Here is a 15,143-nt window from a genome sequence, read left to right as displayed (position 1 = left end):
TATTCGGGTGGAACGATCACGCCTGATCGGCATCTCGCAGGCGGTAGCCGATACCGGTTTCCGTGATGAGATAATGCGGCTGATCGGGCACGGTTTCGATCTTCTGGCGTATCTGGCGAACATAGACGCGGAGATACTGGACGTCCGCCGATGCGCCCCAGACCTCCTTGAGCAGATAGTGATGGGTGAGCACCTTGCCCGCATGCTGCACGAGGACCCTGAGGATATCGTATTCCTTCGGCGAGAGTTTTACCTCCCGGCCCGCGATACGCACGATCCGCCTGACGAGATCGACGGAGAGTTCCCCCGTTTGAAAAATGGGTTTCTCGCCCTGCTGCTGCAGCTTGTGGCGTAGAGCCACCCGGATACGCGCGACGAGTTCGCGCATACCGAAAGGCTTTGTCACATAGTCGTCGGCGCCGTGTTCCAGAGCCTGGACGATGCCCGCCTCATCGGTCCTGCTGGACAGGATGATCACCGGCAACGCGGGCCGTGTCGCCTGCCAGCCTCCCAGCAGCACATGGCCGGGCTTGTCCGGCAATCCGAGATCGAGGATGACGAGATCCGGCGCCTCGGCCTCCACGGCCTCAGCGGCAGCCTGGGCGTTGCCGGCTTCGCTCACCGCAAAGCCCTCCGCCGTCAAGCCAAGCCGCAGGAGCTTGCGGATCGGCGGTTCGTCGTCCACGACGAGGATCTTCACAGCGGATGTCGTCATCGCAGATCATCCATTTCCGGCGTGTCATTCGCCAAGGGCAGGCGGATGAGGAAGATCGCTCCCGAGCGGTCCGTCCTGTTCATCGCAGTGATGGTGCCGCCCATGGCCTCGACGAAACCGCGGCAAATGGTGAGGCCGAGGCCGGTGCCCGCCAAAACCCGGTCCGTCTTCGCCACGCGGTAGAAGGTATCGAAGATGCGTTCGAGATCGCCAGGCGGAATGCCCGGCCCCTCGTCGATCACATGCAACGACAGGAAGCCGCCATCCGCTGATCCCTGGATGCGGATCAGCGAGCCCGCCGGCGCGTATTTCGTCGCATTGTCGATCAGGTTGAAGAGCACCTGCTCGAACAGAACCGCATCCAGCCTCACCATGGGAAGCGTTGGTGGAATATCGACGATGATGCGGTGGTTGGCGAGGATCTTCGCGGCGCGGCGCACGGCCGCGCCGACGATGTCGCCGACATAATGTAGCGACGTGTTCGGCGCCATGGCGCCGGATTCGATACGCGTCATGTCGAGGAGATTACCGATGAAGCGGTTTAAACGTTCCGATTCATCGACGACCGTGGTGAGGAGGTCAGTCTGGTCGCCGACAGGCAGTGAACCGCGATAGTCGCGCAGCGTGCCGGCCGCGCCCATGATGGCGGCAAGGGGCGTCTTCAGATCATGGGATATCGAGGTGAGCAGGGCGGAACGCAACCGGTCGGCCTCGGCGGCGAGGCGGGCGCGGTCGACATCGGCGACGAGCTGGATGCGCTCGATGGCGACGGCCGCCTGATCGGCGAGGGCATCGAACAGGCGCCTTTGTTCCGGCGTGAGGAGCGGCCCTTGGCGGTCATTGTCGAGCCCGACCACGCCGACGGGCTTGCGGCCGGTCTTCAAGGGCAGGTAGAGGCGCTTGGCGCCGGGAAGCGTGTCTGCGCCACGACCGGCCGGCCGATCGTGCTCCCAGGCCCAGCGGGCCGCGGCGATGTCGGCATCGACGAGGGTGTCGTCGGGAGGATAGCCGGCCCTGACCGCAATGGTATCGTCCTCCGGCAGAAGAATGACCACACGCAGCTTGAGCATGGCGGCCATCTGATGGGCGGTCGCCCACAGCACGTCATCGAGCGTACCCGCGCCCGCGAGCTTCTTCGAGAAAAGATAAAGATCTTCCGTGGTGCGGGCGCGCTGCCGGGCGGCTGTCGCCTGTCGCTGCACGCGCGCCGTCAGATTACTCGCGATGACGGCAACGCCAAGATAGAAAAAGAGCGCGATAACGCTCTCGGGATCGCCGATATCGAGTGTATAGAGCGGCGGCAGGAAGAAGAAGTTGAACGCCAGCGCACCAATAAGCGAGGCGAAAAGCGCAGGCCCGAGCCCCGCCGTGACCGCCGATGTGAGCACCGCCATCAGGAAGACGAGCGCGATGTTGCGCACGTCGAGGATGTGGGTGAGCAAAGACCCGAACAGGGTCGCTACCGCGATGTAGACAAGCGCGAGGCCAAAGGGCCTGACGTTGAACCCGCTTGGCTCGATCACGCGGACGCCGCGACTGGGCGAGGTCTCCCGCTCGTCGCCCGCAATCACGTGGACGCTTATGTCGCCAGCGTCGCGGATGAGATCGTGGGAGACCGAGCCGAAGAGAAGCTCCCGCCAGCGCGGCTTTTTGGGTGTGCCGATCACCACGTGGTTGAAGTTGCTGGCGGTCGCATAGTGCAAGATGTCCTGCGCAACATCCTGCCCGGGTATGGTCAGCGCCTCGCCGCCGAGCTGTTCGGCGAGGCGCAGCGTCGTTGCGATCTGATCCCGCTCGGCCTCCGAGAATGTGGTGGAACTGCCGGTCTCGATATGCAGCGCGGCCCAGGGCGCGCGCAACCGGTCCGCCTGCCGCCGCGCATAGCGCACCAGCGAGGGGCCGCGCGCCTGCTGGTCCACGCACACCAGCACCCGGTCTCCCGCCGACCACGGGCCGGGGATGGCATGGGCCTGCATGTGGCTGAGCAACTGGTCGTCGACCCGCTGCGCGGTGCGGCGCAGCGCCAGTTCCCGCAGGGCCGTGAGGTTGCCGGGGGAGAAATAGTTGGCGGTGGCCCGCTTCGCCGTCTTGGGCAGATAGACCTTCCCCTCGTTGAGGCGCTTGATGAGATCATCGGGCGTAATGTCGATGATCTCGATATCGTCGGCGCGATCGATCATCGAATCCGGAACGGTCTCTCGCACGCGGATCCGCGTGATCTGCGCGACCACATCGTTCAGGCTCTCGACATGCTGGATGTTGAGCGTCGTGTAGACGTCGATGCCACGATCGAGCAGTTCCTCGACGTCGAGATAGCGCTTGGGATGGCGGCTGCCCGGCGCGTTGGTATGGGCGAGCTCATCGACGAGGGCCAGCGCCGGCCGCCGGGCGATCAAGGCATCGAGGTCCATGTCCTCGAGCACATGACCCTCGTAGGCGATGCGCGCGCGGGGCACGATTTCGAGCCCGGGGAGCAGGGCCTCAGTCTCCCTCCGCCCATGGGTCTCGACGATGCCAACGACAACGTCGACGCCGTCGGCTCTGGCCGCCTGGCCGGCCATCAGCATCTCGTAGGTCTTGCCGACGCCGGGGGCCGCGCCGAGGAAGATCTTCAGCCGCCCGCGCGAGCCCAAGGATGCGGTCTGGAGGAGCGCATCCGGCGAAGGGCGGCTCTCACGATGGGCGATTTCCTCAGGCATCACGTCTAGCTTAATCCTTGCGGCGATCGGGACCTAGCGACTGGTTATTATTCAGAGGCACGCGTCCGTCCTCGGCTCGTGTCATCCCCGGCGTCGCGCAGCGACGGGAAGGGGATCCATGGAACCATGACGGTTGATCTCTGGATCCCCTTCCCGGGCTGCTGGGCAGCCCGCCGGGGATGACACCCGTGGTTCCCGAGAGCCCCCTTCCTACAAGGGCCCTCGTCCCAAGGGCTCTCCACTGCATCCTAACGCGCAACTGTGCCATCAAGGTCCAGATTGAGGGCGAGCACATTGACGACGGGCTCGCCGAGAAGGCCGAACTGGCGGCCCTCGACATGGCGCGCGATGACGGCGCGAACGGCGGCCTCGTCCAGACCGCGCGCCTTGGCGATGCGCGGGGCCTGGAAATAGGCCGCTTCCGGCGAGATATGGGGATCGAGGCCGCTGCCCGAGGTCGTCACCAGATCCATGGGGATGGCTGCCTGCGGGTTGCTCGCCCGCAATGCTTCGGCATCGCTTTTGATGCGCTCGATCAGTTTCGCGCTGGTCGGTCCGAGGTTCGAGCCGCTGGAGCTCGCGGCATCATAGCCGGCGCCGGCGGCGGACGGGCGTCCGTGGAAGTAACGGTCGCTGGTGAAGGCTTGTCCGATGATCTCGGAGCCGATCACCTTGCCGTCCCGCGCGATCAGGCTGCCCCCGGCCTGATGGGGGAACAGGGCCTGGGCGATGCCGGTCATGCCGAGCGGATAGATGAGCCCGGTGAGCACCGTGAAGGCCGTGATCATGACGAGCGCGGGGCGCAATTGCTTGAACATGGTGGCTGTCCTTCAGACGAGGCCGAGGCCGGTGATGACGAGGTCTATCGCCTTGATACCGATGAACGGGACGATCACGCCGCCGAGGCCGTAAATGAGGAGGTTGCGCGACAGGAGACTGCCGGCGCCGACGGCGCGATATCTCACGCCCTTCAGCGATAGCGGGATCAACGCGATGATGATGAGCGCGTTGAAGATGATGGCGGACAGGATGGCGCTCTGCGGCGTCGCGAGGCCCATGATGTTGAGCGCGCCGAGTTGCGGGTAGAAAGCGAGAAACATCGCCGGGATGATCGCGAAATACTTTGCGACGTCGTTGGCGATGGAGAATGTCGTCAGCGCGCCTCTGGTCATCAGGAGCTGCTTGCCGATCTCGACGATCTCGATGAGCTTCGTCGGGTCGCTATCGAGATCGACCATGTTGCCGGCTTCGCGCGCGGCCACCGTGCCGGTGTTCATGGCGACGCCGACATCCGCCTGGGCGAGCGCGGGCGCGTCATTGGTGCCGTCGCCGCACATGGCGACGAGCTTGCCCTTGGCCTGCTCCTCGCGGATGAGCGAGAGCTTGTTCTCCGGGGTCGCCTGGGCGAGGAAATCGTCGACGCCGGCTTCCGCGGCGATGGCGGCGGCGGTCATCGGGTTGTCGCCCGTAATCATGACGGTGCGGATGCCCATCCGCCTGAGTTCCGCGAAACGCTCACGGATGCCACCCTTGACGATGTCCTTCAGGTAGATGACGCCAAGCAGCCGGCCGTCCTTCACGACGGCGAGCGGCGTGCCGCCCGCGCGGGCAATCTCATCGGCGATGGCGCGGAGCTCGCGCAGGCTGTCGACGCTGGCGGGCGGCCGGCCCGTGGCGAGGCCCGTGTCTCCGACATATTTGAGCACCGCGTCGACGGCGCCCTTGCGGATCGTCGTGCCGTCGTGATCGACGCCGCTCATGCGGCTCTGCGCGGTGAAGGGCACGAAGGTGGCGTGCAGGCTCGCCATGTCCCGCGCGCGGATGCCGTATTTCTCCTTGGCCAGCACGACGATGGACCGGCCTTCCGGCGTCTCGTCGGCCAGCGAGGCAAGCTGCGCCGCATCGGCGAGCTCTTTTTCGCTGATGCCACGCACCGGCCGGAACTCGGTCGCCTGGCGGTTGCCGAGCGTGATCGTGCCGGTCTTGTCGAGCAGGAGCGTATCGACGTCGCCGGCCGCCTCCACGGCGCGGCCGGACATGGCGAGCACGTTGAAGCGCACCAGACGATCCATGCCGGCGATGCCGATGGCCGACAGCAGCGCGCCAATTGTGGTCGGGATAAGCGTGACGAACAGGGCGACGAGCACGATCACCGGAATATAGCCGCCGGCATAGGCGGCAAAGCTCGGGACGGTCACCACGGCGAAGACGAAGATCAAGGTCATGCCCGCGAGCAGGATGTTGAGGGCGATCTCGTTAGGCGTCTTCTGACGCTCCGCGCCCTCGACGAGCGCGATCATCCGGTCGATGAAGGTCGAGCCGGCGGCCGCCGTGATACGCACGCGGATCCAATCCGACAGGACCTGTGTGCCTCCGGTCACGGCCGAGCGATCGCCACCGGACTCGCGGATGACGGGCGCGGATTCGCCCGTGATCGCCGCCTCGTTCACCGAGGCGACGCCCTCGATGACCTCGCCGTCGGAGGGGATGATGTCTCCCGCCTCGACCAGCACGATATCGCCGACCTTGAGGCTCGCGCCCGGCACGATCTTGTGGTCGGCGCGGCCCTCCCCGGTCAGCAGCTTGGCTTGCGTTTCACTGCGCGTGCGACGCAGCGAATCCGCCTGCGCCTTGCCGCGTCCTTCCGCGACCGCCTCGGCAAAATTGGCGAACAGCACCGTGAACCACAGCCACAGCGTGATCTGGAAGGAGAAGGCGATGTCCTGCCCGCCGACCGCGATATCGCGAATCAACAGAATGGTGGTGAGCGCCGAGACGATCGCCACGACGAACATCACCGGGTTGCGCGCGAGGCTGCGCGGATCGAGCTTGCGCACGGCATCGCCGAGGGCGGGCACAAGGATACGAGCATCGATCAGGCTCGTGGATTTGGACTGGCTCATATGAGGCTCCAGCGAATGGTCCGGCGCTTGGCGGCGCGGATCAGACAGCGGCCAAAAGGGTAGCGAAGGTCGTGAGGAGTAACGCGATCGCGAGGGTGACGAGCATCATCGCCAGGATGATGCTCGAGGCGCGCGGATGGTGAGTGGCTGTCATCAGAAAACCTGTCCTCCGAGCACGGCCAGATGTTCGACGATCGGCCCCAGCGCCAGCGCCGGGAAGAATTCCAGGCCGCCCATGATGACGATGACGCCGAGCAAGAGGCCGACGAAGAGCGGGCCGTGGGTCGGAAATGTCCCGGCCGAGGCGGGGGCTGCCTTCTTGGCGACGAGCGATCCGGCCATGGCCATCACCGGCACGATCATGAAGAAGCGCCCGAACAACATCGCGATGCCGAGGCTGACCGTGTACCAGGGCGTGTTGGCGGTGAGGCCGCCAAAGGCGGAACCGTTGTTCGCGGCCGCCGACACATAGGCATAGAGGATCTCCGAGAAGCCGTGCGGGCCGGGATTGGCGATGCCGGCGAGGCCCGCCGGAAGCACGGTCGCGATTGCCGTGAAGCCCAGCATGAGAAGTGGCAGGATGAGCAGGGCGAGCATGGCCATCTTGATCTCTTTCGCCTCGATCTTCTTGCCGAGATATTCCGGCGTGCGGCCGACCATGAGACCGGCCACGAAGATCGCCACGATCACGAACAGCATGATGCCGTAGAGGCCGGCGCCGACGCCGCCGACGATGATCTCACCCAGCATCATATTGACGAGGGGCACCATGCCGCCGAGAGCCATGAAGCTGTCATGCATGGCGATGACCGCGCCGCAGGACGCGGCGGTGGTGATCACCGCGAACAGCGCCGACAGGGCGATGCCGAAGCGAACCTCCTTGCCTTCCATGTTGCCGCCGTCGATGCCGAGGGCATGGACGATGGGATTGCCGGCGGCCTCCGCCCAGTAGCAGACCGCGACGCCGACGATGAACAGCACGCCCATCACGGCGAGGATCGCCCAGCCCTGCCGCTGATCGCCGACCATGCGGCCGAACACATTGGTAAGCGCGGCGCCGATCGCGAAGATCGCGACCATATGGATGAGGTTGGTCAGCGCGGTCGGATTCTCGAAGGGATGGGCCGCATTGACGTTGAAGAAGCCGCCGCCGTTGGTGCCGAGATGCTTGATCATCATCTGCGAGGCGACGGGACCCTGCGCGATCGTCTGCTGCGCGCCTTCCAGCGTCGTCGCGACCGTATAAGGCGACAGGTTTTGCGGTATGCCCTGCCATACCAGAACGAGTGTACCCACCACGCAGATCGGCAGCAGGACATAGAGAATGGAACGCGTCAGGTCGACCCAGAAATTTCCGAGAGTTCTTGCGGATTTTCTCGAGAACGCCCGTATCAGCGCGATGGAGATGGCGATGCCTGTCGCTGCGGACACGAAATTCTGCACATTCAAGCCCACCATCTGCGTCAGATAGGACATGGTGGTCTCGCCACCATAGGACTGCCAGTTGGTGTTGGTGACGAAGCTTACCGCGGTGTTGAACGCGAGATCCGGCGCAATGGCGGCCATTCCAGCCGGGTTGAACGGCAGGATATCCTGCAGGCGCTGGACGATGTAGAGGACGATCAATCCGGCCGCATTGAAAAACAAAAGTGCAGCCGTGTAGGTCGTCCAATGGTGTTCGTCCTGATCACTTGTGCCGGCCAAGCGGTAGAGGCCGCGCTCAAGGGGGCCGAATGCCACGCTCAACCAGGTGCGCTCACCGTTGAACACGCGCGTCAAATAGTTGCCGAGCGGTTTGACCAGGAGAATGATAATCCCGCAGTAGACGGCGATTTGTATCCACCCGTTAAGGGTCATGATCATTGCTTTCGCTTGGTTGGTCTTCGCGCTCAGCCCGCGACGTCCGGATCCCCCCCCCCGCGAAGCGCGAGCTTCCGCGAGCCACGCCATGCGATGGCAAGGGTGATCACGGGAAGGGCGCGGGCGCCGGATCAGCTTGGCGTCAAAATCGCTCGGGGCGAACGAGAGCGTAAGTCAGATAGACAGTGAGAAAGAGGGCGACTGCACCGCCCAAGGTGTATTCAAGCAGCATGTCGCATACTCGCTAGAGTGCGTCGCATATCCAAGTATAGGAATGCGCAAGCAGGAAGAAAAATGCCGATATTCCAATGAAAATAACATCCATATCAAGGCCTCCACGCCCAGCGGCCGTGGCCATCGGCATGGCAGCGGCATTGCCGGATATATGGCACTGAAGGTCATAAAGGTTCGAGAGCGCCGGAAGGGCGCGGATATAAAAATCTCATAAAGAAACAGGCGGACTGAACATGAAAAACCCCGCCTCAATTAATGGGCAGGGCTGGTTATCCCAAGGGGCCTCGGCTGGATGTGTTCGTGGGCGAGGACACGCTTAGATCCCGCTGCGACCATGCGCAGCCAACCTTGCGATCGTCGGCCGTTGCGCGCTCCATCTCATTACGCGCATCGACGCCCCAAAGACGCCTGTATGCAGGCGTTTCAAGCGATGCGCATGGGGAAGGACGACTAACTCATCAACGCTCGCCAATATACGAGAGCCCTCCCCGAGCGGGGAGGGATCAGGACGGCGGATGGCAACAACGTAGCTTCCGCGCCGCAACTGACTTGATGGCTCGGCCTCACCAGGCGCCTAACACGCCTTCAGCCTGCTCAGCCCGCAAGGTGAGCCGAGATCGCCTCTTCCAGAGCCTCATGGGCTTTGTCCGACTGCTCGCCGAGCGCGGAGACGGCCTTCGCGTCCGCTTCAAGTCGCGTCTCGGCCGCGCCGATCTCGCGTAGGATGGCCTCGGGCGCCGGCCCGCCGTAGATGCCGCGGCGACGCACGAAGGCGGCCGGGTCCATGGCATCAGCGAAAACGGCATCAGGAAGCCCTGGCGCATCGATTCCGAGCGTCTCGGCTGCCTTGTCGAGGGACGTTGATGTCGCCTTGTCGGGCGTGATACCCGCCTCGATGTTCTGGCGCACGAAGACGCTGACAATCTGATGTGAGGTGCGCCAGTCGATCGCCCGCTCGCGCACCAGCGCCGAGGCGAGATCCGTGACCTGCGCCCAGTTGGCGCCGGCAAGCGCCCGCATACGCTCCACCCGCACCTTGAGGTCGCGCATCAACGGGCCGAGCGTCTCCAGCCGCACGCCGAGGCCACGGCCGAGGTCCCACAGAATGGCCTGGCTGTTGCGCCGCTCCATGATGGGGAAGCCCGTCGGCCCCTTCTCCGCCATCATCACGGTCGCGACGATGCCCAGCGACTGGGCGGCGACGCCCTTGATGTCCTCGAGCCCGTCGGGGTTCTTCTTCTGCGGCATGATGCTGCTCGTGCCGCAATAGCGGTCCGGCAATTCCACCATCGCGAATTCGATGGTCGACCAGAGGAAGAGGTCGTCCGCCAGCCGCCCGATGTTCTGCGCCAACACGGCGAGCACACCGGCATAATCCATCTCCAGATCGTGGCTGAGGATGGCGTCCATCGTATGCGACAGCGGCGCGTCGAAGCCCAGAAGATCCGAGATACGGTGGCGATTGAGCGGAAAATCGCTGCCGGTCATGATCGCCGCGCCCGCCGGCGAGCGGTTAACCCGGCCGTAGAACGAAAGGAGCCGCTGCGTGTCGCGGGCGAAGACCTCCTCGAACATCGTCAGCCAATGCGCGAAAGTCGTCGGCTGGGCGTGCTGGCCGTGCGTGTAGCCCGGCATCACGGTCTGGCGATGCTCGCGGGCCAGCGCGAGCAACGTGCCGCGCAGCCCGGTGAGTGCGGCGAGCATACGCTGGACGTGGCTGCGGAAGGTGATGCGGCGCGCCACTTCGATGAGATCCCCGGAGCTGCGGCCGAGATGCAGCCGGCCGCCAATGTCCTCGCCGAGTGTCTTGGTGAGATAATGCTCGCCCGAATGCATGCCGCCATCGGCCTCGGCGCGGGCCTTCTCGACGCCCTCCCCTTCCATCTGGCGGAAGGCCTTCAGCATCGCGACGCCGGTTGCGCGCGGCACGATGCCTTCCTCGCTCAACATCAGGGCGTGGGCCTTGTCGAAGGCGTGGATGGCGTGGACGGATTCACCCAGAAGGCTCGAGCGGTGGAAATCGAGATGGGCGAGCGGCTCCTCGGTCAACCGGGCTCCTGCGGTACGGAAACCGCGATAGTCCGTCGTCTTGCTCATGATGAACTCTCCGCAGAAACGGTCGCAACAATTGAGATGTCAGGCGCGGGTAAGGGCCGCGCTCACTTCATCAGGCGCGCGCGCCAGGATAAGGCCTTCTCCAGCCGCGTGATGAGGTAGAACAGGATCGCGCTGATCGCGACGATCAGGGCGAGCGCCGCGAAGAGCTTCGCGGTCGACAGCGAGGCATTGTAGGCGAGCAGGAGATAACCGAGCCCGCGATTGCCCACGACCCATTCGCCGACCACAGCGCCGATCACGCTGACGGTCAGGGCGAGCTTCAGCCCGGCGAAGATATGCGGCACGGCCGAAGGCAGGCGCACGTGACGGTAGACCTGCCAGAAGCGCGCATCGACCGAATGCATCAGTTCAAGATGCCCCTTGTCCGTGCCCTCGAGCCCCGTGACCGTATTGATGAGAACGGGAAAGAACGCGAGCAGCGCGATGATGAAGATCTTCGGCTCGACGCCGACGCCAAACCACAGGATCAGCAAGGGCGCGATGGCGATCTTCGGGATCGTCTGCGAGGCGACGATCAGCGGATAGAGCGCGCTGCGCACCGGCGGCAATAGCATCATGAGGATCGCGAGGCCGACACCGAAGATAACGCCCACGGCATAGCCGGCCGCGAGCACGCCGAGCGTAGTCCACATGTTGTCGACCAGCTCACGCCAGTTTTCGATGGCGGCGCGCACGATCACCGAGGGAGCGGGCAGGATGAACTCCTTGATGCCCCAGGCGATGCTCGCCCATTCCCAGAAGGCGAGGATCGCGATGATCGTTATTCCGGGCAGGAAGCGGTTAAACCGGTCCATGTGCTTGCTCCCAACTAGCGCATGTTGCTGACGAGGTGGTGATGGATCGTCTCGGTCGCGCGGGTCAGTTCCGGCCCGAAACGTTCCGCCGCCCGCCTGTCGCGCGGCATGTCGATGGCGATGTCGGCGACGACACGTCCCGGCCGGGGCGCCATCACGAACACCCGGTCGGATAGATAGACCGCCTCGGCGATGGAATGCGTCACGAAGATCACCGTGAGGCGGTTCTTCGACCAGATGCGCACGAGCTCGTCATTCATGCGCTCGCGGGTGAGTTCGTCCAGCGCGCCGAACGGCTCGTCCATCAGCAGGATCTTCGGCTTCAGGGCGTAGGCACGGGCGAGCGCCGCGCGCTGGCGCATGCCACCGGAGAGTTCATGCGGATAGTTGTCGATAAAGCCGCCGATGCCCACCATCTCGGCGAGGTCCTTGACCTCCTGGCGCGAGACGGGCCTTCCCGCGATATCCCCGAGCAACGCGATGTTCTCGCCGATGGTCTTCCACGGCAGGAGCGTCGCGTCCTGGAACATCTGCCCGACGAGGCGGCCGCGCCGCAGCTTCGCGGGTGGCTCGCCGTCGATGGTCAGCGTGCCGGATGTCGGTGCGAGCAGATCCCCGAAGATCTTCAGGAGCGTGGTCTTGCCGCAACCGGAAGGGCCTATCAGCGAGATGAACTGGCCGTTCTCGATGGTGAAGGAAACGTCCTCCAGCGCCGTTACCGGCCCGCTGCCGTGGCCCTTGTAGGTCAGGTTCAGGTTCTTGCCGACAATGGATTGCTGTCCAGCAGTCATGAAGCCATCTCCGTGGCGGGGCGGGGCAAGCCGCTCATGGCATAGTTCGCGCGTCCGATGGCGACGAGGGCGCCATCGGGCCCGAATACGTCGATGTCGACGAAGGCTATGCTCCGCCCGCTCTTGCGGATCGTCGCCCGCGCCGTCAACGCCTCGCCGACGATGGGGCGGAGATAATCGACGCGGAAATTAATGGTCGGCGGCGCGGCCCCATGCAGCATGATGAGCGCCACGTCGCCCGCCGTGTCGATCATCGCCGAAACGACACCGCCGTGCCAGCGCCCGGTGTGTCCAGCAGAGCGCTCGAATTCCGGCTTCAGCGCCATCCTGAGCGTCAGGGTGCCGGCAGCCGCGTCCATCTCATGCAGTTCGAGGCCGAGAAAGGCGATGAAGGGCGATCGGGCCAGCCAGCCCGACACCCCGGCAGGCGCGAGCGGCTTGACCGGCTCGTTGCTTTCTCTGGCTGTGTTGGGCAGATCAACCGTCATGGGCGGATCAACACTTTGCCGAGGACACGCCGGTTCTCGACGCGCTCGAAGGCCTCAGCCGCGTTTTCGAGCGTGAAGGTCTCATCAATCAAGGCCTTCAGCTTGCCCTCGCTGGCGAGCTCGAGGCAGCCCTCGATGTCTTCCTTCATATAGGCATTCGAGCCGAGCACCTTGAGCTCGAACACCCAGATATAGCGGATGTCTTCCTTGGGATCGAAGCCGGCGGTGGCGCCGCAGGTAAGCAGCCTCCCTCCCACGCGCAGCGTCTGCAGGGATTTCACCCATGTATCGCCACCGGTATAGTTCACGATGACATCAAGGCCATTGGTGGCGCGCGGCCCGCGCCGGCTCGGCTTGCCATAGATTTTGTGGACTTCTTCCAGAAAATCCGTCTCGTGGTAGTTGATGACGTGGTCGGCGCCGAGATCCTTGAGACGCGCCAGCTTGTCCGCGGAGGAGGCGAAGGCCACCACCTCGCAGCCCGCGAGCTTGGCAAGCTGCACGCAGCACACGCCGACCCCGCCGCTCGCGCCGAGAATACCGACCTTCTCGCCGGCCTTGACGTCGCCGTTGGTGTACATCATGCGCAGCGCCGTCGCATAAGCGGTCGGCATCACGGCGGCGGTATCAAAATCCACATTGTCCGGAATGCGGATGAGCTGATGCGCGGGCACGGCGCAGTATTCCGCGAGGCCACCGTCCGTCGTCTCGCCCACCACACCGCGGCTGAGGCGGTTGATCGGGTCGATGACCACACGATCCCCCACCTTCCAGCCCTCGACCCCGGCGCCGACCTCAACGATCTCGCCGGCCACATCGAGGCCGGGCACGACCGGCAGGTGAAGCGTGATGCCGGGCATGCCGCGACGGGTGAAGATGTCGTGGTAGTTCAGCGTCGAGGCGCGCACGCGCAGCACGACGCCGCCGGGCTGGACGACGGGATCCGGGTAATGCGCATCATACACGCAGGCCTCGGGGCCGCCGTGTTCCTTGATGTAGAATGCCTTCATGGCAAGCTTCCTCGCTTGTTGGTTTTATGACGTCAGCGCCAGCGCGCGTTCGGTCAGGGCCCGCCTGTCGACCTTATTGGTCGAGGCGAGCGGGAGTTCCGGCACGATGAAAACGCGCCGCGGATGCTGGTAGGCGGGGCCGTTGGCCAAGGCGAAAGCCTTCACCTCGTCCTCGCTCACGCTTTCGCCGCGCTTCGGCACGACGAAGGCGACCGGCTTCTGGCCCTTGATGGCGTCAGGCACCGGCACGACGCAGACCTCGGCGACAGCGGGCAATTGCATCAGCATGGCCTCGACATCACCGGGAAAGACATTTTCGCCACCGCAGACGAACATGTCGTCGGCGCGGCTCACGAAGAAATAAAAGCCGTCGGCGTCGCGCTCGAAGATGTCGCCGGTGATGTAGAAACCGTCATCGGTCATCGACTTCGCGGAGAGTTCGGGCTTGTTCAGATAGCCCATCATGACGGCGCGGCTGCGGATCTGCAGGACACCCTTGTCCGGCCGCACCTTGCCGTCCTCGACGAGCCGCAGCTCCACCGCCGGATGCGCATAACCGACCGACATGTCCGGCTGCGGCAGGCCATCGGGATGCGGGCCGAAGAAGATCGGGCCTGCCTCGGTCGTGCCGAAGCCGTTGACCACCTTCGCATTGGTGAAAATCCGCCTGATGTCGGCCATCAGCTCCGGCGTTGCCGGCGCGGACGAGACGCGCACCAGCTTGACCTTGGAAAAATCGAGCTCTTGGAGAAGGTCCGTGCGGCGGGCGAGCATCGCGATCATGGTCGGCACGGCCGTGATCATCTCGACGCCATAGGCGGCGATCGCCCGCACGAAGGTCTCCACCTCGAAGCTCGGCAGCAGGATCACCGTGCCGCCGCTGCCGAGCGTCGCCTGCGACGAGGCAAGACCGTTCTGGTGATAGAGCGGTGCCGCGACGATGGTGCGCTGGCCGACGGGGCTGTTGGCGCTGGTGCGGTGATCGAGCGCCCACAGATGTCCCCGGTGGGAGAAGATCACCCCCTTCGGCACACCCGAGGAACCGGACGTGTAGATGATCATGGCGACGTCTTGCGGCCCAGGTTCAACAGCCGTGAAAGGACCGGGATCGCGGAATTGGGCAAGCGCCGTCCCCTCCCCGCGATCGTCCATGCGGATGCGCTCGTAGGAGGCTGGGACGAGCGGCTCGCGCGGCCCATCGCAGAACACCAGCCGGGCGTCGCTATCCTCCAGGATGAAAGCCACCAGAGACGGCGGCAGCTTGTAGTTCACCGGTACGACCGTGATGCCGGCCCGGAGCGCTCCGAAAGCGATGGCGATGAAATGCACGCTGTTGGCGGCGACGATGGCGATGCGCTCGCCGGGTCCGATGCCCCGCCGCACAAAGCCGCGTGCATAGGCTGATATCAGCGCATCGAGCTCCGCGTAGCTGTAGCTGCGCGGCTCAGCGGACCCGAGATCGATGATCGCGGCCTGTTCGGCCGGAACATGGGTCGACAGGGCCGCGCCGAGATTGCTGAACATCACCATC

The 15,143-nt window shown here is 64.6% G+C and carries 12 protein-coding genes; all 12 read right to left on the bottom strand.

The genetic code is table 11. The annotated features are described in order from the left end of the window. Positions 1-16: 16 nt before the first annotated feature. Complete coding sequence (locus tag KIO74_RS29445) at positions 17-715, bottom strand: response regulator (RefSeq protein WP_213339058.1); 699 nt, start codon at positions 713-715, stop codon at positions 17-19. Then, on the bottom strand, positions 712-3,414 hold the full coding sequence (locus KIO74_RS29440) for a DUF4118 domain-containing protein (protein WP_213339353.1): 2,703 nt from the start codon (positions 3,412-3,414) through the stop codon (positions 712-714). The genes KIO74_RS29445 and KIO74_RS29440 overlap by 4 nt, the downstream gene beginning before the upstream one ends. A 248-nt stretch (positions 3,415-3,662) precedes the next feature. Then, complete coding sequence (gene kdpC / locus KIO74_RS29435) at positions 3,663-4,232, bottom strand: potassium-transporting ATPase subunit KdpC (RefSeq protein WP_213339056.1); 570 nt, start codon at positions 4,230-4,232, stop codon at positions 3,663-3,665. 12 nt (positions 4,233-4,244) lie between these two features. Further along, positions 4,245-6,317: a potassium-transporting ATPase subunit KdpB gene (kdpB, locus tag KIO74_RS29430; protein ID WP_213339054.1), complete on the bottom strand. Its 2,073-nt coding sequence runs from the start codon at positions 6,315-6,317 to the stop codon at positions 4,245-4,247. 153 nt (positions 6,318-6,470) lie between these two features. After that, positions 6,471-8,174: a potassium-transporting ATPase subunit KdpA gene (gene kdpA / locus KIO74_RS29425; RefSeq protein WP_213339350.1), complete on the bottom strand. Its 1,704-nt coding sequence runs from the start codon at positions 8,172-8,174 to the stop codon at positions 6,471-6,473. Positions 8,175-8,319: 145 nt separating this feature from the next. Further along, a complete protein-coding gene (gene kdpF, locus KIO74_RS32735) occupies positions 8,320-8,409 on the bottom strand; it encodes a K(+)-transporting ATPase subunit F (RefSeq protein ID WP_213339048.1) in 90 nt (29 codons plus the stop codon). Positions 8,410-9,005: 596 nt separating this feature from the next. Then, positions 9,006-10,508 (bottom strand): argininosuccinate lyase, encoded by a 1,503-nt coding sequence (gene argH / locus KIO74_RS29415; RefSeq protein WP_213339043.1) that lies wholly within the window; start codon positions 10,506-10,508, stop codon positions 9,006-9,008. Positions 10,509-10,570: 62 nt separating this feature from the next. Continuing rightward, positions 10,571-11,323: an ABC transporter permease gene (locus KIO74_RS29410; protein WP_213339042.1), complete on the bottom strand. Its 753-nt coding sequence runs from the start codon at positions 11,321-11,323 to the stop codon at positions 10,571-10,573. Between the two features lie 14 nt (positions 11,324-11,337). Continuing rightward, complete coding sequence (locus tag KIO74_RS29405) at positions 11,338-12,114, bottom strand: ABC transporter ATP-binding protein (RefSeq protein ID WP_213339041.1); 777 nt, start codon at positions 12,112-12,114, stop codon at positions 11,338-11,340. After that, a complete protein-coding gene (locus tag KIO74_RS29400) occupies positions 12,111-12,602 on the bottom strand; it encodes a PaaI family thioesterase (protein WP_213339039.1) in 492 nt (163 codons plus the stop codon). Before KIO74_RS29400 ends, KIO74_RS29405 begins: the two co-directional genes overlap by 4 nt. After that, entirely contained in the window at positions 12,599-13,612 is a 1,014-nt protein-coding gene (locus KIO74_RS29395) for a zinc-binding dehydrogenase (RefSeq protein ID WP_213339037.1), read from the bottom strand. Before KIO74_RS29395 ends, KIO74_RS29400 begins: the two co-directional genes overlap by 4 nt. Positions 13,613-13,636: 24 nt before the next feature. Then, entirely contained in the window at positions 13,637-15,142 is a 1,506-nt protein-coding gene (locus tag KIO74_RS29390) for a class I adenylate-forming enzyme family protein (RefSeq protein WP_213339036.1), read from the bottom strand. Position 15,143: the final 1 nt, after the last annotated feature.

It is taken from the genome of Chelatococcus sp. HY11 (genome assembly GCF_018398335.1).
Lineage (GTDB): Bacteria > Pseudomonadota > Alphaproteobacteria > Rhizobiales > Beijerinckiaceae > Chelatococcus.
This window is presented reverse-complemented; position numbering and strand designations above follow the sequence as displayed.

Coding starts and splice junctions, on each gene's coding strand:
- KIO74_RS29445 (WP_213339058.1), bottom strand. CDS start 715: ATGACGACATCCGCTGTGAAGATCCTCGTCGTGGACGACGAACCGCCG.
- KIO74_RS29440 (WP_213339353.1), bottom strand. CDS start 3,414: ATGCCTGAGGAAATCGCCCATCGTGAGAGCCGCCCTTCGCCGGATGCG.
- kdpC (WP_213339056.1), bottom strand. CDS start 4,232: ATGTTCAAGCAATTGCGCCCCGCGCTCGTCATGATCACGGCCTTCACG.
- kdpB (WP_213339054.1), bottom strand. CDS start 6,317: ATGAGCCAGTCCAAATCCACGAGCCTGATCGATGCTCGTATCCTTGTG.
- kdpA (WP_213339350.1), bottom strand. CDS start 8,174: ATGACCCTTAACGGGTGGATACAAATCGCCGTCTACTGCGGGATTATC.
- kdpF (WP_213339048.1), bottom strand. CDS start 8,409: ATGCTGCTTGAATACACCTTGGGCGGTGCAGTCGCCCTCTTTCTCACT.
- argH (WP_213339043.1), bottom strand. CDS start 10,508: ATGAGCAAGACGACGGACTATCGCGGTTTCCGTACCGCAGGAGCCCGG.
- KIO74_RS29410 (WP_213339042.1), bottom strand. CDS start 11,323: ATGGACCGGTTTAACCGCTTCCTGCCCGGAATAACGATCATCGCGATC.
- KIO74_RS29405 (WP_213339041.1), bottom strand. CDS start 12,114: ATGACTGCTGGACAGCAATCCATTGTCGGCAAGAACCTGAACCTGACC.
- KIO74_RS29400 (WP_213339039.1), bottom strand. CDS start 12,602: ATGACGGTTGATCTGCCCAACACAGCCAGAGAAAGCAACGAGCCGGTC.
- KIO74_RS29395 (WP_213339037.1), bottom strand. CDS start 13,612: ATGAAGGCATTCTACATCAAGGAACACGGCGGCCCCGAGGCCTGCGTG.
- KIO74_RS29390 (WP_213339036.1), bottom strand. CDS start 15,142: ATGGTGATGTTCAGCAATCTCGGCGCGGCCCTGTCGACCCATGTTCCG.